Origin of the sequence: Staphylococcus roterodami, assembly GCA_022493055.1 — a bacterium.
In the GTDB taxonomy this organism is placed as follows: domain Bacteria; phylum Bacillota; class Bacilli; order Staphylococcales; family Staphylococcaceae; genus Staphylococcus; species Staphylococcus singaporensis.
Genome location: CP092781.1, coordinates 1,190,539 through 1,211,050 on the forward strand (window position 1 = coordinate 1,190,539; position 20,512 = coordinate 1,211,050).

At 31.9% G+C, this 20,512-nt stretch carries 16 protein-coding genes and 1 pseudogene; 16 read left to right on the forward strand and 1 reads right to left on the reverse strand.

Going from position 1 to position 20,512, the window contains the following annotated elements; genetic code table 11:
- Positions 1-28: 28 nt before the first annotated feature.
- The 3 genes from rimM to rplS all read left to right on the forward strand — a co-directional run bounded on the left by rimM (position 29) and on the right by rplS (position 1,722).
- Complete coding sequence (gene rimM, locus ML436_05880; GenBank protein ID UMT79259.1) at positions 29-532, forward strand: ribosome maturation factor RimM; 504 nt, start codon at positions 29-31, stop codon at positions 530-532.
- Entirely contained in the window at positions 532-1,269 is a 738-nt protein-coding gene (gene trmD, locus ML436_05885; protein ID UMT79260.1) for a tRNA (guanosine(37)-N1)-methyltransferase TrmD, read from the forward strand. Before rimM ends, trmD begins: the two co-directional genes overlap by 1 nt.
- A gap of 102 nt (positions 1,270-1,371) precedes the next feature.
- Positions 1,372-1,722, forward strand: a complete 351-nt coding sequence (gene rplS / locus ML436_05890) for a 50S ribosomal protein L19 (GenBank protein ID UMT79261.1) — start codon at positions 1,372-1,374, stop codon at positions 1,720-1,722.
- Between the two features lie 244 nt (positions 1,723-1,966).
- On the opposite strand, the gene ML436_05895 is transcribed toward rplS, so the two are convergent.
- The gene (locus ML436_05895) at positions 1,967-4,567 is read right to left on the reverse strand and encodes a YfhO family protein (GenBank protein ID UMT79262.1); all 2,601 of its coding nucleotides are present in this window, start codon (positions 4,565-4,567) and stop codon (positions 1,967-1,969) included.
- A gap of 398 nt (positions 4,568-4,965) precedes the next feature.
- Here ML436_05895 and ylqF point away from each other — a divergent pair, with 398 nt between their 5' ends.
- The 13 genes and pseudogenes from ylqF to codY all read left to right on the forward strand — a co-directional run bounded on the left by ylqF (position 4,966) and on the right by codY (position 20,308).
- Complete coding sequence (ylqF, locus tag ML436_05900) at positions 4,966-5,850, forward strand: ribosome biogenesis GTPase YlqF (GenBank protein ID UMT79263.1); 885 nt, start codon at positions 4,966-4,968, stop codon at positions 5,848-5,850.
- A complete protein-coding gene (locus ML436_05905) occupies positions 5,834-6,601 on the forward strand; it encodes a ribonuclease HII (GenBank protein ID UMT79264.1) in 768 nt (255 codons plus the stop codon). Before ylqF ends, ML436_05905 begins: the two co-directional genes overlap by 17 nt.
- 108 nt (positions 6,602-6,709) lie before the next feature.
- Entirely contained in the window at positions 6,710-7,876 is a 1,167-nt protein-coding gene (sucC, locus tag ML436_05910) for an ADP-forming succinate--CoA ligase subunit beta (protein UMT79265.1), read from the forward strand.
- 21 nt (positions 7,877-7,897) lie between these two features.
- Positions 7,898-8,806, forward strand: coding sequence for a succinate--CoA ligase subunit alpha (sucD, locus tag ML436_05915; GenBank protein ID UMT79266.1), 909 nt, complete (start codon positions 7,898-7,900; stop codon positions 8,804-8,806).
- A gap of 227 nt (positions 8,807-9,033) precedes the next feature.
- Complete coding sequence (locus tag ML436_05920) at positions 9,034-10,152, forward strand: LysM peptidoglycan-binding domain-containing protein (protein ID UMT79267.1); 1,119 nt, start codon at positions 9,034-9,036, stop codon at positions 10,150-10,152.
- A 27-nt stretch (positions 10,153-10,179) separates the two neighbouring features.
- A pseudogene (locus tag ML436_05925) lies at positions 10,180-11,425 on the forward strand (aminoacyltransferase).
- A 176-nt stretch (positions 11,426-11,601) separates the two neighbouring features.
- Complete coding sequence (dprA, locus tag ML436_05930) at positions 11,602-12,474, forward strand: DNA-processing protein DprA (protein UMT79268.1); 873 nt, start codon at positions 11,602-11,604, stop codon at positions 12,472-12,474.
- A 174-nt stretch (positions 12,475-12,648) separates the two neighbouring features.
- Positions 12,649-14,724 carry a type I DNA topoisomerase gene (topA, locus tag ML436_05935; protein ID UMT79269.1) on the forward strand — a complete coding sequence of 692 codons (2,076 nt, stop codon included), beginning with the start codon at positions 12,649-12,651 and terminating at the stop codon, positions 14,722-14,724.
- Positions 14,725-14,879: 155 nt separating this feature from the next.
- The gene (gene trmFO / locus ML436_05940; GenBank protein ID UMT79270.1) at positions 14,880-16,187 is read left to right on the forward strand and encodes an FADH(2)-oxidizing methylenetetrahydrofolate--tRNA-(uracil(54)-C(5))-methyltransferase TrmFO; all 1,308 of its coding nucleotides are present in this window, start codon (positions 14,880-14,882) and stop codon (positions 16,185-16,187) included.
- Positions 16,188-16,602: 415 nt separating this feature from the next.
- Entirely contained in the window at positions 16,603-17,499 is an 897-nt protein-coding gene (xerC, locus tag ML436_05945) for a tyrosine recombinase XerC (protein UMT79271.1), read from the forward strand.
- Complete coding sequence (hslV, locus tag ML436_05950; GenBank protein ID UMT79272.1) at positions 17,496-18,041, forward strand: ATP-dependent protease subunit HslV; 546 nt, start codon at positions 17,496-17,498, stop codon at positions 18,039-18,041. The genes xerC and hslV overlap by 4 nt, the downstream gene beginning before the upstream one ends.
- Positions 18,042-18,106: 65 nt before the next feature.
- Complete coding sequence (hslU, locus tag ML436_05955; protein ID UMT79273.1) at positions 18,107-19,510, forward strand: ATP-dependent protease ATPase subunit HslU; 1,404 nt, start codon at positions 18,107-18,109, stop codon at positions 19,508-19,510.
- 24 nt (positions 19,511-19,534) lie between these two features.
- Positions 19,535-20,308, forward strand: a complete 774-nt coding sequence (gene codY / locus ML436_05960) for a GTP-sensing pleiotropic transcriptional regulator CodY (protein ID UMT79274.1) — start codon at positions 19,535-19,537, stop codon at positions 20,306-20,308.
- Positions 20,309-20,512 lie beyond the last annotated feature (204 nt).

Below are 20,512 nucleotides of genomic sequence, written 5' to 3' on the forward strand. Positions count from 1 at the left end.
TTCAAAGTATAGAGTTGGAGGTAATAGTATGAGAGTTGAAGTTGGTCAAATTGTTAATACACACGGCATTAAAGGTGAAATAAAAGTGAAATCCAATTCAGACTTTACAGATATTCGTTTTCAACCAGGTCAAGTGTTGACTGTTGTATATAATAATAAAGATATTGAATACACAGTTAAATCACATAGAGTGCACAAAGGTCTACATATGCTGACATTTGAAGGAATCAATAATATCAATGATATAGAGCATTTAAAAGGAAGTTCAATTTATCAAGAACGTGATCATGAAGATATTGAACTTGAAGAGAACGAATTTTATTATTCAGATATTATCGGTTGCACCGTATTTGATGGTGAAGGAACACCAATCGGTCGTGTTATCAACATCTTTGAAACGGGTGCAAATGATGTTTGGGTAATAAAAGGGGCAAAAGAATATTTAATACCATACATTGCTGACGTGGTAAAAGAAGTTGATGTTGAAAATAAAAAAATCATCATTACACCGATGGAAGGATTATTAGAATAATGAAAATTGATTATTTAACTTTATTTCCTGAAATGTTTGATGGCGTCTTAAATCATTCAATTATGAAGCGTGCCCAAGAAAATGATAAGTTGCAAGTTAATACGGTTAATTTTAGAGATTATGCAATTAACAAGCATAATCAAGTAGATGATTATCCATATGGTGGCGGTCAGGGCATGGTGTTAAAACCAGAACCTGTGTTTAATGCAATGGAAGACTTAGATGTCACAGAAGCAACACGCGTCATATTAATGTGTCCGCAAGGTGAACCATTTTCACATCAGAAAGCTGTAGAATTAAGTAAAGCTGATCACATTGTATTTATATGTGGACATTATGAGGGCTATGATGAACGTATTCGGACGCATCTAGTTACTGATGAGATATCAATGGGTGACTATGTGTTAACTGGCGGTGAGTTACCAGCAATGACAATGACTGATGCTATTGTTAGACTTATTCCAGGTGTTTTAGGAAATCAACAATCACATCAAGACGATTCATTTTCAGATGGATTATTAGAATTTCCACAATATACACGTCCTCGCGAATTTAAAGGTCTAACCGTACCAGATGTATTATTGTCTGGAAATCATGCAAATATAGAAGCATGGCGACATGAACAAAAGTTAATACGCACGTATAACAAACGACCGGATTTAATTGAAAAATATCCGTTGTCTGATGAGGATAAGCAAATTTTAGAAAGATATAAATTAGGATTGAAAAAAGACTAGCATTATGCTAACATAATCTGAGTGTGGAAACACAAAAATCACTATGATCCGCTGCTATATATTTGTCGAGGCAAGAACATAGGTTGAAGAGGAGAATTTATAATGACAAATCACAAATTAATCGAAGCAGTAACTAAATCACAATTACGTACAGACTTACCAAGTTTCCGTCCAGGTGATACTTTACGTGTACATGTACGTATCATTGAGGGTACTCGTGAGCGTATCCAAGTATTCGAAGGCGTTGTAATTAAACGTCGTGGCGGTGGCGTTTCTGAAACGTTTACAGTTCGTAAAATTTCATCAGGTGTTGGCGTGGAACGTACATTCCCATTACACACACCAAAAATTGAAAAAATCGAAGTTAAACGTCGTGGTAAAGTACGTCGTGCTAAATTATATTACTTACGTAGTTTACGTGGTAAAGCTGCTAGAATCCAAGAAATTCGTTAATCAGCATTTAAACAAAGCTATGTATGAGTCAATTACGACTCAATCGATAAAACCATCTAGGTCACTTTTATGTAGTGATGTAGGTGGTTTTTTGCTGTTTAGGTAAAGTAAAGCTGATAATGTAATTGCTTTTTTCGCCATTCGTAAGGATTTTTGTCAAAATGGTTAAATAAACAAAAATCTACTAAGTACCATGTAAAAGGACTTAGTAGATATATTAAATTAATTCGTATCAACATCATTTTCATTTTATCCATCTTGTAAAAATAATACTACATATAATTCCGAATATAGAAATGATAATTAGTAAATAATAGTAGGGTGGGGTATAGCTCAATTGGATTTTTGTTACATTTTTAGGTACTTTAATACCTGTCATAACACCATTTACTTGCTCAACTTTAAACTTTTGATTACCTGATTTAGCATGCATACCTTTAGTGTATGCCATTGGTAAAACAATATAGCCAGAAGAATGTTTATTTTTAGTGATAGTGTAACCTTGTTTAGTTTTACTAACTTTTACAGGCTCTAATGAATTAGAAGCGTTCTGCAACGTACTGTAATCTTCACCATATATCCCTTTTAAATTCACACGATAGGTACCTTTAGGTAAGGATAATTTGATTGTATCTGAAGATTTAATACGCATCGTAACGGGTGTGACGAAACGACGGTATTTATATGTGAGTTTGTTTCTTTCTTGTGTATATTCATTCACTTTAACATCATGAGCTTTATCTGGCGAAAGTAATTCTAAATCCATTTCCAAATACAAATCTTTATATTTATTTGCAACTGACTTTGGTAATTGGACTATTAGCCCACCATTTTTTTGCTTCACTTTTAATAAATGTTTCGTTGAAGACTGCCATGTTGCATCATTTACTTTGATTGTCGTATCCGCTAATAGATTTTTATTAGCTTTAAAATGTGTGTTTGCATCTTTAGTATTATTTGAAATAATACCTTGCAACATTGCTTGTTCTTTATCTAACGGAGATTTTAATTCTTTATTTGAAAAGACCTTATTTGTAATATGTGCACTTGGATATTGAATTGTATTTTTAGAGTGGATCCAATGTGCTTTGTTTTCAGTACGTTCAGAAACTATTTGAAAACCATATGGCAAATTATCATCTCGATTTGTTCTAATTCGATCGTTAACATTCCAAAGTGACATTAAATTTTGACGATTGCCAAGTAGTCTATAAGTACTATTTTTATCAATTGGCATATTAATTTGTAGCGTCTTATCATAATAATTTAAAATGTCACCATTAAAAATACTAGAATATAATGAAATACCATTATAATGATATATAAATGGCGAGTTTAATGCATAATCAGACATATAATCAATGCGATTAAGTGGATCTTTTGTACTATGATTTATATTTTTAATTAGCTGGCTAATATAGCTACTGTGATAATCATGTTGTTTCATCGCTGATAATGTCTGTTGATAAGGTTTAATGGCTATAGATTTATTTTCATTTATAATTACGATTTGTTGAATTATAACGATAGATACTAAAGTAGTAACGGTGACTTTTTTATAACGCCATAAATTAAATTTTAAAATTAAGGCAAGCACAATTAGAATAGTAGTACCTACTATAAGTGCAAGTGGATGTGTCGGTGATAATAACGTATAAAGTAATGCAATCATGCTTACTGGTATGGCTCTGATTAAAAAATATTTCATATTTAATGTTGAAACATGTTGAATGAACAATCCACAAAGTGCACTTGATGATAGTGCTAAAATATACACCCAACGTCTTTCTGGAAACGAGAATCCATTAAAAGCACTGTCGAAATACTGCGATAGCGAACCAATAAATAGTATCCATGTTACTATTGCAAAAAGTCTATAAAAGTAATAACGATATAGTTTGAATGCCAATAATGCAACGATGGTAACGATTGAAATCGTAATGTAAAATCCATCACTAAAGAAAAAATAATGATAATCAAATGGTGTCAAAAATGGTATGTTGACGTTGGGATTTTGTTGCCTATCGTTTTCCAAAAATGCAGAAACGCCAGTGTATAAACCAAATAAGCTTGATATTGCACTTAAAATTGTTGCCGAAACTACACAAAGTAGCTTTTGCTTTCTTGAAACAATGTCATGTTTGTAAGTGAAAATGAGGCGATATAAATAGTAGCAACCGATAATGATCGCTTGATAATAACTAAAATAAAAATTGCTGAATAGTGTTAGAGTAATTGCGATTATGAAAATTCCGATTTTACGTTGTTGAAAATACTTTTCCAAACCGAGAATCGATAATGGTAATAAATAAAGTAAATTACCATAAAATGACCAAGTAAAATTAAAATAAATAACGACTGTAGACATTCCATATAAAATTGTGGCAATCACATTTGTAAAACGCTTAAATCTTAACGTTTTAAATAAATAGAAGGTCGTGACAAATGTAATGATAGCTCTTATCATTGCCATAATAAGTTGGTTTGTCGGCCAAAAATGTATTGTTGTCGGATTAAAAATACCAAACGTTTCTCCTATTTTAATGAATAGAAAATTTAGCCACATTAAAGGTGACAGCGAATAATAGTATGATAGTCCTTTCATATAATCGCCACCTAAGCCAAATGATGCATCATATAAACTTGTAAAACTACTTAGATGTTCATACAAATACATTTGAAATGGCATCATTTGTCGGAATCCATCTCCAGACCCACTAAAAACAATACCATCAACAAAATAATCATAAATATAAGTAGAAAATAACATAAGCGTCGATATTACGCTCATGAGAGTTATAATCAAGAATTGTTTGACGTTTGAATTTAGCATCTTTTTTAACATGACATTGTCCTCAGCTTTCAATTTTAAAATTAAATTTAACTGAAATTAAAGTTAAAATAGTTCAAAATGTGTGATGACAATGATGACGGTTGAACAGTTAACTTTTAATGATTTTAAACTTTAGATTGTTTTTAGTTTATCATTAAACAAAAATATTGAATAATAAAAATGTATTGGAGATTCAAATGTGTAGTTTTCACATTAGAAAAGGAATACTATTTTAAGTTTACATCGTTTATCTAGCGTAAAAAGATTAGTTTAACATGTTCTAAAGCATTGTTGTGAAATATGTTAATGTTAAAATTAATATAGTTGAATTTCAAGAATTGCTTTATAATTAACAAGTTATTAATTTTAAGAAGGTAAAGAAAAGAACTGACGAAAGTAAGGTGAATTGAATGGTTATTCAATGGTATCCAGGACATATGGCGAAGGCCAAAAGAGAAGTAAGTGAACAATTAAAAAAAGTAGATGTAGTATTTGAACTTGTAGATGCAAGGATTCCTTATAGTTCAAGGAATCCAATGATAGATGAGGTTATTAACCAAAAACCACGTGTTGTCATTTTAAATAAAAAAGATATGTCAAATTTGAAAGAGATGTCCAAATGGGAACAATTTTTTATTGATAAAGGATACTATCCTGTAGCAGTAGATGCTAAACATGGTGAAAATTTAAAGCAAGTAGAAGCTGCAGCAATGAAAGCAACGGCTGAAAAATTCGAACGAGAAAAAGCAAAAGGGCTTAAACCACGTGCAATTAGAGCGATGATAGTTGGAATACCAAATGTCGGGAAATCAACTTTAATAAATAAACTGGCAAAGCGTAGTATCGCGCAGACTGGTAATAAACCAGGTGTGACCAAACAACAACAATGGATTAAAGTTGGTAATGCATTGCAACTATTAGACACACCAGGAATTCTTTGGCCTAAATTTGAAGATGAAGAAGTAGGTAAAAAGTTAAGTTTAACTGGTGCAATTAAAGATAGCATTGTTCATTTAGATGAAGTAGCTATATATGGATTGAACTTTTTAATTCAAAATGACATTGAACGCTTAAAAGCGCATTATAAAATTGAAGTTCCAGAAGATGCAGAAATTTTAGCGTGGTTTGATGCAATAGGGAAAAAGCGTGGGTTAATTCGTCGTGGTAATGAAATTGATTACGAGGCAGTTATTGAATTGATTATTTACGATATTCGAAATGCTAAAATAGGAAATTACTGTTTTGATATATTTAAAGAAATGACCGAGGAATTAGCAAATGACGCTAACTATTAAAGAAATAACGCAAGTAATTAATACGATAAATACAATAGAAGAATTAGAAAATCATGAATGCTTTTTAGATGAGCGAAAAGGTGTTCAAACGGCAATTACTAGACGTAGAAAAGTATTAGAAAAAGAACAAGCGTTAAGACAAAAATATATTGACATGTCTCATTTTGAAAATGAAATTTTATCAAAAAATCCTAATGCTATTATTTGTGGTATTGATGAAGTTGGAAGAGGGCCATTAGCAGGTCCAGTTGTTGCATGCGCAACAATTTTAAATCCTAATCACAATTATCTAGGTCTTGATGACTCGAAAAAAGTACCTGTTACGAAACGTCAAGAATTAAATGATTCTTTGAAAAATAATGTAACTGCATATGCTTTTGGTATTGCAACAGCTACAGAGATAGATGAATTTAATATTTATAAAGCAACACAAATTGCAATGCAGCGAGCTATTGATGGATTATCAGTACAACCTACACATTTGCTGATTGATGCAATGAAACTTGACAATGCATTGCCTCAAGAATCTTTAATAAAAGGTGATGCGAGAAGTGTATCTATTGCAGCTGCAAGTATCATGGCAAAGGTATTTCGTGATGATTATATGACGCAATTATCTAAAGAATATCCTGCGTATGGTTTCGAAAAAAATGCAGGTTATGGTACTAAACAACACCTAATGGCAATTGATGATATCGGGATTATGAAAGAACATAGAAAAAGCTTTGAACCAATTAAATCTTTACTTTAGGGCGTAATATTCAATTAAATTATAAAAAAGTAGCATTTAAGTTTACAATAGCGCTTACATTTTTTATAATTGTAAGGGAACTTAACCTAAGTAACAGGAGGATGGAAGATGAATATCCACGAGTATCAAGGTAAAGAAATATTTCGTTCAATGGGCGTTGCAGTTCCAGAAGGACGAGTAGCATTTACTGCTGAAGAAGCGGTGGAGAAAGCAAAAGAATTAAATTCTGATGTATATGTTGTAAAAGCACAAATTCATGCTGGGGGTAGAGGTAAAGCAGGCGGAGTAAAAATTGCTAAATCTTTATCTGAGGTAGAAACATATGCAAATGAATTATTAGGGAAAACTTTGGTGACACATCAAACTGGTCCAGAAGGTAAAGAAATTAAGCGTTTATATATCGAAGAAGGTTGTGCTATTCAAAAAGAATATTACGTTGGATTCGTTATTGATCGTGCGACTGACCAAGTAACATTGATGGCGTCTGAAGAAGGGGGCACTGAGATTGAAGAAGTTGCTGCGAAGACTCCTGAAAAGATCTTCAAAGAAACTATCGATCCAGTAATCGGACTTTCACCATTCCAAGCAAGACGTATTGCATTTAATATTAATATTCCGAAAGAATCTGTTAACAAAGCTGCTAAGTTTTTATTAGCACTTTATAACGTTTTCATTGAAAAAGATTGTTCAATCGTAGAAATCAATCCATTAGTAACAACTGCTGATGGCGATGTTTTAGCATTGGATGCGAAAATTAACTTTGATGATAATGCATTATTCAGACATAAAGATGTTGTAGAATTACGTGATTTAGAGGAAGAAGATCCAAAAGAAATCGAAGCTTCTAAGCACGATTTATCATACATTGCATTAGATGGAGATATCGGTTGCATGGTAAATGGTGCAGGTTTAGCCATGGCAACAATGGATACAATCAATCATTTTGGTGGAAACCCAGCCAATTTCTTAGATGCAGGCGGAAGCGCTACTAGAGAAAAAGTAACTGAAGCATTTAAAATCATTTTAGGTGATGAAAATGTTAAAGGTATTTTTGTAAATATTTTCGGTGGCATTATGAAGTGTGATGTTATCGCTGAAGGTATCGTTGAAGCTGTAAAAGAAGTAGATTTAACTTTACCACTAGTTGTACGATTAGAAGGTACAAATGTTGAGTTAGGTAAAAAAATCTTAAAAGACTCAGGATTAGCAATTGAACCAGCAGCAACAATGGCTGAAGGTGCACAAAAAATTGTTAAACTAGTTAAAGAAGTATAAGGAAAGGATGGGAGCACTAAGATGAGTGTATTTATAGATAAGAATACTAAAGTAATGGTACAAGGTATTACAGGGTCTACTGCCCTTTTCCACACAAAACAAATGCTTGATTATGGTACGAAAATAGTAGCAGGTGTGACACCTGGTAAAGGTGGTCAAGTTGTTGAAGGCGTTCCTGTTTTCAACACTGTTGAAGAAGCTAAAAATGAAACTGGTGCAACGGTTTCAGTCATTTATGTTCCAGCACCGTTTGCTGCAGACTCAATTTTAGAAGCAGCAGATGCAGACTTAGATATGGTTATTTGTATTACTGAACATATTCCTGTATTAGACATGGTTAAAGTTAAACGCTACTTACAAGGTAGAAAAACGCGTTTAGTTGGTCCAAACTGTCCAGGTGTGATTACAGCAGATGAGTGTAAAATCGGAATCATGCCAGGATATATTCATAAAAAAGGCCATGTAGGTGTAGTATCTCGTTCAGGTACTTTGACGTACGAAGCAGTGCATCAATTAACTGAAGAAGGCATTGGACAAACTACAGCTGTCGGTATTGGCGGTGACCCAGTTAATGGTACTAACTTTATTGATGTTTTAAAGGCATTCAATGAAGATGATGAAACAAAAGCGGTAGTTATGATTGGTGAAATTGGTGGTACAGCTGAAGAAGAAGCAGCTGAATGGATTAAAGCCAATATGACAAAACCAGTTGTAGGCTTTATCGGTGGACAAACAGCACCTCCAGGAAAACGTATGGGACATGCTGGTGCAATCATTTCAGGTGGTAAAGGTACTGCTGAAGAGAAAATTAAAACATTAAATAGTTGTGGTGTGAAAACAGCAGCAACACCTTCAGAAATTGGTTCAACATTAATTGAAGTTGCTAAAGAAGCAGGTATTTATGAATCATTATTAACTGTTAATAAATAAAGTTAAAAAATGATATAAATGGCTATAGCCCATTCCGTACTTTATTAAAGTATTGGAAATGGGCTATTTGTCGTGCGATGAATTTTAGGTATACTTTTTTATATTTTGGAAAGGCATGTTGATTATTTTACCTCTTTCAATAGCTTTCTAAAAAAAGCTAATCTTTTATTGAAATGTATAGTGCACTATATTATTATATTTATATATTATAATAAGGAGTGTTCATCATGAATCAACAACAAAGTAAAGTACGCTATTCAATTAGAAAAGTTAGTATTGGAATTTTGTCAATCTCAATAGGTATGTTTTTGGCATTGGGTATTTCGAACAAAGCATATGCAGATGAAATTGATAAATCCAAAGAATTTACAACAGGTTATGAACAAAATGTATCCATGAAATCAGGGGTAGATGTTAATAATAATTCGACAAAAGACAAAGTGAAAAATGAAGGTATTGTTAAAACATCGGACACAAGTTTAGTGTTAAACAATAAATCAGCAATTTCAAGAGGAAATGAAATTAATCAAGATTTAAAGATTTCAAATACTTCGAAAAATTCAATCCAAGCTAATAATCTAGCTGTTAATAACAATGGATCTACTAAAGAAATTAAAACTGTAAACTTGGAAGCTCAAAATTCTAATCAGAAGCAAACGAATAAAGTTACTAATAATTACTTTGGTTACTATAGTTTTAGGGAAGCGCCAAGAACACAAATCTATACTGTAAAAAAAGGAGATACACTTAGTGCTATAGCATTAAAATATAAAACTACAGTTTCAAATATTCAAAATACAAATAATATAGCAAATCCTAACTTAATATTTATTGGTCAAAAATTAAAAGTGCCAATGACACCATTAGTAGAACCAAAACAAAATACTGTATCTTCAAATAATAAAAGTAATAGTAATAACAGTACATTAAATTATTTGAAAACATTAGAAAATAGAGGGTGGGATTTCGACGGTAGTTATGGATGGCAATGTTTCGATTTAGTCAATGTATATTGGAATCATCTTTATGGTCATGGATTAAAAGGATATGGAGCTAAAGATATACCATATGCAAATAATTTTAATGGGGAAGCCAAAATTTATCACAACACACCAACTTTCAAAGCTGAGCCTGGGGACTTAGTGGTTTTTAGCGGAAGATTTGGGGGTGGATATGGTCATACAGCTATTGTTTTGAATGGCGATTATGATGGAAAATTAATGAAGTTCCAAAGTTTAGACCAAAACTGGAATAATGGTGGATGGCGTAAAGCAGAGGTTGCGCATAAAGTTGTTCACAATTATGAAAATGATATGATTTTTATTAGACCATTTAAAAAGGCATAACTAAAGTCAAAGGCAGGACATTAAAATATGAAATTTTCAACTTTAAGTGAAGAAGAATTTACCAACTTTACCAAAAAGCACTTCAAACATTATACACAGTCTATAGAATTATATAATTATAGAAATAAAATAAACCATGAAGCACATATTGTGGGAGTGAAGAATGATAAAAATGATGTTATAGGTTGCATGCTTATTAACAGAGGCACGTATTTTTAAATTCTACAAATATTTCTATTCTCATAGAGGTCCGATACTTGATTATTTTGATGCTAAATTAGTTTGTTACTTTTTTAAAGAATTATCTAAATTCATTTATAAAAAAAGAGGATTATTTATTCTAGTAGATCCGTATTTAATAGAGAATTTAAGAGATGCAAATGGTAGGATTACAAAAAAATATAATAATACAGTGGTATTAAAGACGTTAGGAAGTATTGGGTATGTGCATCAAGGTTATACAACAGGATATTCAAATAAAAGTCAAATTAGATGGATTTCTGTATTGGATTTAAAAGATAAAGATGAGAATCAACTTTTAAAAGAAATGGATTACCAAACTAGAAGGAATATAAAAAAGACTATTGAGATTGGAGTTAAGGTTGAAAATTTATCTATTGATGAAACTAATCGATTTTATAAATTATTTCAAATGGCAGAAGAAAAGCATGGTTTTCATTTCATGAATGAAGATTATTTTAAGCGAATGCAAGAAATATATAATGGAAAGGCAATGTTAAAGGTAGCTTGTATAGATCTTAATGAATATCACGATAAATTGAAAATGAAATTATTGAAAATAGAAAATGAAATTATCACTGTGAACAAAGCATTAAATGAAAATCCTAATTCTAAAAAGAATAAATCTAAATTAAATCAGCTAAATATCCAATTATCTGGTATTATCAATAGAATTAGTAAAAACAAAGAATTAATATTAGAGGATGGGCCTGTTTTGGATTTAGCAGCTGCTTTATTTATATGCACTGATGATGAAGTTTATTATCTATCAAGTGGATCGAATCCTAAATATAATCAGTATATGGGAGCGTATTATCTACAATGGCATATGATAAAATACGCAAAATCACATAATATTAATAGGTATAATTTTTACGGAATAACAGGCATTTTTAGTAGTGATGCAGATGATTTTGGTGTACAGCAGTTCAAAAAAGGTTTTAATGCACATGTTGAAGAATTAATTGGTGATTTCATCAAACCAGTAAGACCAATTTTATATAAACTAGCAAAACTTATTTATAAGGTTTGATATTAAAGTATGTTGGAATTTGAAAATTTAAAATCTTTCCAACATGCTTTTCGTTTTTATTCCAAGTCGGTATTTTTACTCCTTAAAATAACATTACATCGAGAATGTTTTTGTATTAGAAATGTAAAGCAAAAATAGAATATGATTTTGTATGATTAAAAAAAGGAGTTGATTTATTGATTAGACAATTTTTGCTTAAGTTATACTGGGCAAACTTTTCGACTAGACAAATCCATCAATTATTAATGGCATATCCTAATTTAATTAAAGAGGATTGCGGAAAAAAAGATAGATATTTATGTGAGTGGGTGAAAAGGAAAGAAAATGTTCATTTATTACGTAAGTACTATACTTTTATAAAACTTGATCATAACGTTATTATTAAAGAACTACAAAAATTAAAAGTGAGTTATGTGACCTATATGGATACTGAATATCCAGTACTGTTAAAAGAAATATATAGATTTCCATTACTTCTTTTCTATAAAGGGAATATTAAATTAATAAATAATAAGTACCATTTGGCAGTAGTAGGTGCAAGAGATTCTACAAGCTATACCCTACAGGCTTTAGAATTTTTATTATCAAATGAAAAAAGCAAATATTTAACAATCGTTTCTGGACTTGCTCAAGGTGCTGATTCAATGGCACATGAAACAGCTTTAAAATACAATCTCCCTACAATAGCAGTTTTAGCCTTTGGCCATCAAACACATTATCCCAAAAGTACATTAACATTAAGAAATAAAATAGAAGAAAAAGGTTTAGTTATATCCGAATACCCACCATATACACCAATTGCTAAATATAGATTTCCTGAGCGCAATAGGATTATCAGCGGTTTGTCAAAAGGGGTTTTAATTACTGAAGCAAAGGAACAAAGCGGTAGTCACATCACAATAGATTTTGCATTAGAGCAAAATAGAAATGTTTATGTTTTGCCAGGATCAATGTTTAATCCTATGACAAAAGGTAATTTATTACGTATCCAAGAAGGTGCTAAGGTAGTTTTAAATGCTAATGATATATTAGAGGATTACTATATTTAAAAGTAAATATAATGAGTTGTCTCATATTTCTTTTGTTGACTTTTACAATTTATTTTTTTAATAAAATCTATAAAAAATAGACGATGAAAATTCTTTGTTTAGATATAAAACGTTGACAAAAGCAAAATTAAGCGTTTATCATTTATCTTTAGTAATTAGATTAGCGAGGGGGAAATGACATTGGCAGATAATTTAGTCATTGTTGAATCGCCTGCAAAAGCTAAAACCATTGAAAAGTATTTAGGTAAGAAATATAAAGTTATAGCTTCAATGGGACATGTTAGAGACTTACCAAGAAGTCAAATGGGTGTCGACACTGAAGATAACTACGAACCAAAATATATAACAATACGCGGAAAAGGTCCTGTTGTAAAAGAATTGAAAAAACATGCAAAAAAAGCGAAAAATGTCTTTCTCGCAAGTGACCCCGACCGTGAAGGTGAAGCAATTGCTTGGCATTTATCAAAAATTTTAGAACTTGAAGATTCTAAAGAAAATCGCGTTGTTTTCAACGAAATAACAAAAGATGCTGTTAAAGAAAGTTTTAAAAATCCTAGAGAAATTGAAATGAATCTAGTCGATGCGCAACAAGCGCGTCGTATTTTAGATAGATTAGTTGGATATAATATTTCGCCAGTTCTATGGAAAAAGGTAAAAAAAGGATTGTCAGCGGGTCGAGTTCAATCTGTGGCACTTCGATTAGTCATTGATCGTGAAAACGAAATTCGAAACTTTAAGCCAGAAGAATATTGGACTATTGAAGGTGAATTTAGATACAAAAAATCAAAATTTAATGCTAAATTCCTTCATTATAAAAATAAACCATATAAATTGAAGACTAAAAAAGATGTTGAAAAAATTACAGCTGCATTAGATGGTGACCAATTCGAAATTACGAATGTGACTAAAAAAGAAAAAACTCGAAATCCAGCAAATCCATTTACAACATCTACTTTACAACAAGAAGCAGCGCGTAAATTAAACTTTAAAGCAAGAAAAACTATGATGGTTGCCCAACAATTATATGAAGGTATTGATTTGAAGAAACAAGGTACAGTTGGTTTAATTACTTATATGCGTACTGACTCAACACGTATTTCAGAAACAGCCAAAGCTGAAGCAAAACAGTATATTAGTGATAAATACGGTGAATCTTACACTTCTAAGCGTAAAGCATCAGGGAAACAAGGTGATCAAGATGCCCATGAGGCTATTAGACCTTCAAGTACTATGCGTACGCCAGATGATATGAAATCTTTTTTAACAAAAGACCAATACCGATTATACAAATTAATTTGGGAACGTTTTGTTGCTAGTCAAATGGCTCCAGCAATACTTGATACAGTCTCATTAGACATCACACAAGGTGACATTAAATTTAGAGCGAATGGTCAAACGATCAAGTTTAAAGGATTTATGACGCTTTATGTAGAAACTAAAGATGATAGTGATAGCGAAAAGGAAAATAAACTGCCTAAATTAGAGCAAGGTGATAAAGTCACTGCAACTCAAATTGAGCCAGCTCAACACTATACACAACCACCTCCTAGATATACTGAAGCGAGATTAGTAAAAACGCTTGAAGAGCTAAAAATCGGTCGTCCATCAACATATGCACCTACTATTGATACGATTCAAAAACGTAATTATGTTAAATTAGAAAGTAAGCGTTTTGTTCCAACAGAGTTGGGTGAAATTGTGCATGAACAAGTGAAAGAATACTTCCCAGAAATTATTGATGTTGAATTCACAGTAAATATGGAAACATTGCTTGATAAAATTGCTGATGGCGATATCAATTGGAGAAAAGTTATTGGTGGTTTCTATAGTAGCTTTAAACAAGATGTAGAGCGTGCTGAAGAAGAAATGGAAAAGGTCGAAATTAAGGATGAGCCAGCTGGAGAAGATTGTGAAGTTTGTGGATCTCCAATGGTAATTAAAATGGGACGTTATGGTAAGTTCATGGCTTGTTCAAACTTTCCTGACTGTCGCAATACTAAAGCAATTGTTAAATCTATTGGAGTTAAATGTCCGAAATGTAATGATGGCGATGTCGTAGAAAGAAAATCTAAAAAGAATCGTGTATTTTATGGATGTTCAAATTATCCAGAATGTGATTTCATTTCATGGGATAAACCAATTGGTAGAGATTGTCCAAAATGTAATCATTATCTTGTTGAAAATAAAAAAGGCAAGACTTCACAAGTTGTATGTTCAAACTGTGATTATAAAGAGGCAGCACAGAAGTAACATGTTGATAGCCTAAATGAATTTTGCTGTTGTAATATTAATATTTAGATTGATTTTTTAAAGTTTGAAGTACATTTTCCAAATGTATATTTCTTATTTGAGCAATCATAACAACGATATTGATAGACATAAATGATAATAAAAGGAGTATAGAAATGACTCAAACTGTAAATGTAATTGGTGCAGGTTTAGCTGGTTCAGAAGCGGCATACCAATTAGCTGAAAGAGGAATTAAAGTAAATTTAATAGAAATGAGACCAGTAAAGCAAACACCAGCTCACCATACAGATAAATTTGCTGAACTAGTATGTTCGAATTCTTTACGAGGTAATGCATTAACAAACGGCGTTGGTGTTTTAAAAGAAGAAATGAGACGCTTGAATTCATTAATTATTGAAGCAGCTGATAAAGCGCGTGTTCCAGCTGGAGGTGCATTAGCAGTTGATAGACATGACTTTTCTGGATATATTACTGATACCCTTAAAAATCATGAAAATATTACTGTTATTAATGAAGAAATTAATGCGATACCTGATGGTTATACGATTATTGCAACAGGTCCACTTACTACTGAAAACTTAGCACAAGAAATTGTAGATATCACTGGTAAAGATCAGCTTTATTTTTATGATGCAGCAGCTCCAATTATTGAAAAAGATTCAATTGATATGGATAAAGTATATTTGAAATCTCGATATGATAAAGGTGAAGCAGCTTATTTAAATTGTCCTATGACAGAAGAAGAATTTAATAAATTTTATGAAGCAGTATTAGAAGCGGAAGTTGCACCTGTGAATTCGTTTGAAAAAGAAAAATATTTCGAAGGTTGTATGCCTTTTGAAGTAATGGCAGAGCGTGGACGCAAAACTTTACTATTTGGTCCAATGAAACCAGTTGGTTTAGAAGATCCTAAAACTGGAAAACGTCCATTTGCTGTTGTGCAATTAAGACAAGATGATGCTGCTGGCACACTTTATAATATTGTTGGTTTTCAAACGCATTTAAAATGGGGCGCACAAAAAGAAGTGATTAAATTAATACCAGGTTTAGAAAATGTTGATATTGTTCGATATGGTGTGATGCATAGAAATACATTCATCAATTCTCCTGACGTATTAAATGAAAAATATGAATTAATTTCACAACCTAATATTCAATTTGCAGGACAAATGACTGGTGTTGAAGGATATGTGGAAAGTGCGGCAAGTGGCTTAGTTGCAGGAATCAATCTTGCACACAAAGTACTAGGTAAGGGTGAAGTAGTATTCCCAAGAGAAACTATGATTGGTAGTATGGCTTATTACATTTCACACGCTAAAAATAACAAAAACTTCCAACCTATGAATGCGAATTTCGGGCTTTTACCTTCTTTAGAAACTAGAATTAAAGATAAGAAAGAACGATATGAAGCGCAAGCTAATAGAGCGTTGGATTACTTAGAAGGTTTCAAAAAAACTTTATAAAATAGTTAGAAAGACTAGAAATGCTATTCATTCTTAAGTCATAATTGTTTAATTTGTGGCTATAAAATGAAAAAATATTATTCTAGTCTTTTTAATTTTGGAATTGTTACGTATTTCTGACAATTTGGAATTCGCTTTCAGAAAATATATAAATAAATAACACACAATAAGTTGATTGATGTAACATGTAAGAGGAAGTTTTAATTAAACATTATTTAAAAGACAAATATAGAATAAATGGTGAAGCTATTAATAATGATAATTAGCAAATAAATTTAAAAAGAAGTATTCTGATTTATAGGTTCACAAGTTACTTACAATTATTTAATTCTCAAAAGATTTAGAATTGATTATCAAATTACTGTAAGCCCTTTGCTGTATGTGCTACAATTCTTATTGATGGAGGGTAAATGTATTGAATCATATTCAAGAAGCATTTTTAAATACATTAAAAGTTGAACGTAATTTTTCGGAACATACATTAAAATCATATAGAGATGATTTAATTCAATTTAATCAATTTTTAGAACAAGAGCATCTACAGTTGAATACTTTTGAATATAGAGATGCTAGAAATTATTTGAGTTATTTATATTCAAATCATTTGAAAAGGACATCGGTTTCTCGTAAAATCTCAACGTTACGTACTTTTTATGAATATTGGATGACGTTAGATGGTAATATTGTTAATCCATTTGTTCAATTGGTACATCCAAAGAAAGAAAAATATCTTCCTCAATTCTTTTACGAAGAAGAGATGGAGGCATTATTTAAAACGGTAGAAGAGGATGCTACAAAAGGATTGCGTGATCGATTAATTCTTGAGTTATTATATGCTACTGGTATTCGTGTTTCAGAATTAGTTAATATAAAAAAACAAGATATAGATTGCTATGCTAATGGTGTAACAGTATTAGGGAAAGGTAACAAAGAGAGATTTGTGCCTTTTGGTGCTTATTGTAGGCAAAGTATTGAAATTTATTTAGAACAATTTAAGCCTATTCAGTCATGTAATCATGATTTTCTAATTGTAAATATGAAAGGTGAAGCCATTACAGAACGTGGTGTGCGATATGTTTTGAATGACATTGTTAAAAGGACTGCGGGTGTAAGTGATATACACCCTCATAAACTTAGACATACTTTTGCCACGCATTTGTTGAATCAAGGTGCCGACTTGCGTACGGTGCAATCATTATTAGGTCATGTAAATCTATCAACAACTGGTAAATACACGCATGTATCAAACCAGCAGTTAAGAAAAGTATATCTAAATGCCCATCCTCGAGCGAAAAAGGAGAATGAATCATGAGTAATACAACATTACATGCAACAACAATTTATGCCGTAAGACATAATGGGAAAGCAGCGATGGCAGGTGATGGCCAAGTTACACTTGGACAACAAGTCATCATGAAACAAACAGCAAGAAAAGTGAGACGTCTATATGAAGGGAAAGTGTTGGCAGGTTTCGCTGGCAGTGTAGCTGATGCATTTACATTATTTGAAAAATTTGAAACTAAACTACAGCAATTCAGTGGTAATTTGGAAAGAGCTGCTGTTGAACTAGCTCAAGAATGGCGAGGCGATAAACAATTACGTCAATTAGAAGCAATGCTAATTGTCATGGACAAAGATGCTATTTTAGTTGTCAGTGGCACTGGTGAGGTTATTGCTCCAGACGATGATTTAATCGCAATTGGATCAGGTGGTAACTATGCATTAAGTGCTGGACGTGCACTGAAACGTCATGCGTCTCAAATGTCAGCTGAAGAAATGGCATATGAAAGCTTAAAAGTAGCCGCGGATATTTGTGTTTTTACAAATGATAATATTGTTGTAGAAACACTATAATACTCTACAAGTGATACATTGTTACGAGTAATTAATTTTAGTTAAAGACGGAGGAATGAAATTACATGGATACAACTGGAATCAAATTAACTCCAAAAGAAATCGTATCTAAATTAAACGAATACATCGTTGGACAAAATGATGCTAAACGTAAAGTGGCCATTGCCCTACGTAATAGATATAGAAGAAGTTTGTTAGATGAAGAATCAAAACAAGAAATCTCACCTAAAAATATTTTGATGATTGGTCCAACAGGAGTTGGTAAAACTGAAATTGCAAGAAGAATGGCTAAAGTTGTTGGTGCACCATTTATAAAAGTTGAAGCAACTAAGTTTACAGAAGTAGGTTATGTTGGTAGAGATGTCGAAAGCATGGTTAGAGATTTAGTTGATGTTTCAGTAAGATTAGTGAAAGCGCAAAAAAAATCTTTAGTTCAAGGTGAAGCGACAGCTAAAGCAAATGAAAAACTTGTTAAATTGCTTGTTCCAAGTATGAAAAAGAAAGCATCTCAAAGTAATAACCCGTTAGAGTCACTATTTGGTGGTGCTATTCCAAACTTCGGGCAAAATAATGAAGATGAAGAAGAACCGCCTACAGAAGAGATTAAAACGAAACGTTCTGAAATTAAACGACAACTTGACGAAGGTAAGTTAGAAAAAGAAAAAGTTAGAATTAAAGTTGAACAAGACCCAGGCGCTTTAGGCATGTTAGGAACAAATCAAAATCAGCAAATGCAAGAGATGATGAATCAGTTAATGCCTAAGAAAAAAGTTGAAAGAGAAGTTGCTGTTGAGACAGCAAGAAAAATCTTAGCTGATGGTTTTGCGGATGAATTAATTGATCAAGAGAGTGCGAACCAAGAAGCACTAGAATTAGCTGAGCAAATGGGTATTATATTTATTGATGAGATTGATAAAGTGGCAACGAATAATCATAATAGTGGTCAAGATGTGTCTAGACAGGGTGTACAGCGAGATATTTTACCTATCCTTGAAGGTAGCGTAATTCAAACTAAATATGGTACTGTGAATACTGAACATATGCTGTTTATCGGAGCTGGTGCGTTCCATGTATCTAAACCAAGTGATTTAATTCCAGAATTACAAGGTCGTTTCCCAATTAGAGTTGAACTTGATAGTTTATCGGTAGAGGATTTTGTGAGAATTTTAACCGAGCCGAAATTATCATTAATTAAACAATATGAGGCATTGCTTCAAACTGAGGAAGTTACTGTTAACTTTACTGATGAAGCAATTACAAGATTAGCTGAGATTGCATACCAAGTGAACCAAGATACTGATAATATTGGTGCACGTAGACTTCATACAATATTAGAAAAAATGTTAGAAGATTTATCGTTTGAAGCGCCAAGTATGCCAAATGCAGTTGTAGATATTACCCCACAATATGTTGATGATAAATTAAAATCAATTTCAACTAATAAAGATTTAAGTGCATTTATTCTATAAAAATACAAAAAAGGAGAAAAATTCATGAGCTTATTATCTAAAACGAGAGAGTTAAACACGTTACTTCAAAAACATAAAGGTATTGCGGTTGATTTTAAAGATGTAGCGCAAACAATTAGTAGTGTAACTGTAACAAATGTATTTATTGTGTCGCGTAGAGGTAAAATTTTAGGGTCAAGTCTTAACGAATTATTAAAAAGCCAACGAATTATTCAAATGTTGGAAGAAAGACATATTCCAAGTGAATATACAGAACAATTAATGGAAGTTAAACAAACAGAATCAAATATTGATATAGACAATGTATTAACAGTGTTCCCACCTGAAAACAGAGAATTATTCATTGATAGTCGTACAACTATCTTCCCTATTTTAGGTGGAGGAGAAAGATTGGGTACTTTAGTGCTTGGTCGAGTACACGACGATTTTAATGAAAATGACTTAGTATTAGGAGAATATGCAGCTACAGTTATTGGTATGGAAATCTTGCGTGAAAAGCATAGCGAAGTTGAAAAAGAAGCTCGTGATAAAGCTGCGATTACTATGGCAATTAATTCGTTATCTTATTCTGAAAAAGAAGCAATTGAACATATTTTTGATGAGCTAGGTGGTACTGAAGGCCTATTGATTGCTTCAAAAGTTGCTGATAGAGTAGGTATTACAAGATCAGTTATCGTGAATGCACTACGAAAATTAGAAAGTGCTGGTGTTATTGAATCACGCTCATTAGGTATGAAAGGTACTTTCATTAAAGTTAAAAAAGAAAAATTCTTAGACGAGTTAGAAAAAAGCAAATAAGTTGATGAAATGACTTCGATGATAATATTGAAGTCATTTATTTTTGAGCAATTTTTATTCTAATTATCATTTGCGACGTAAATTAGAATATTATAATGAAAAAATATGAAAAATACTTGAAAAACAATTGCTTTAGATACGGCATTATGTTATATTTATTTTCGGCTATAAAGCCAATACACACATATCAAACGTGATTGTGTA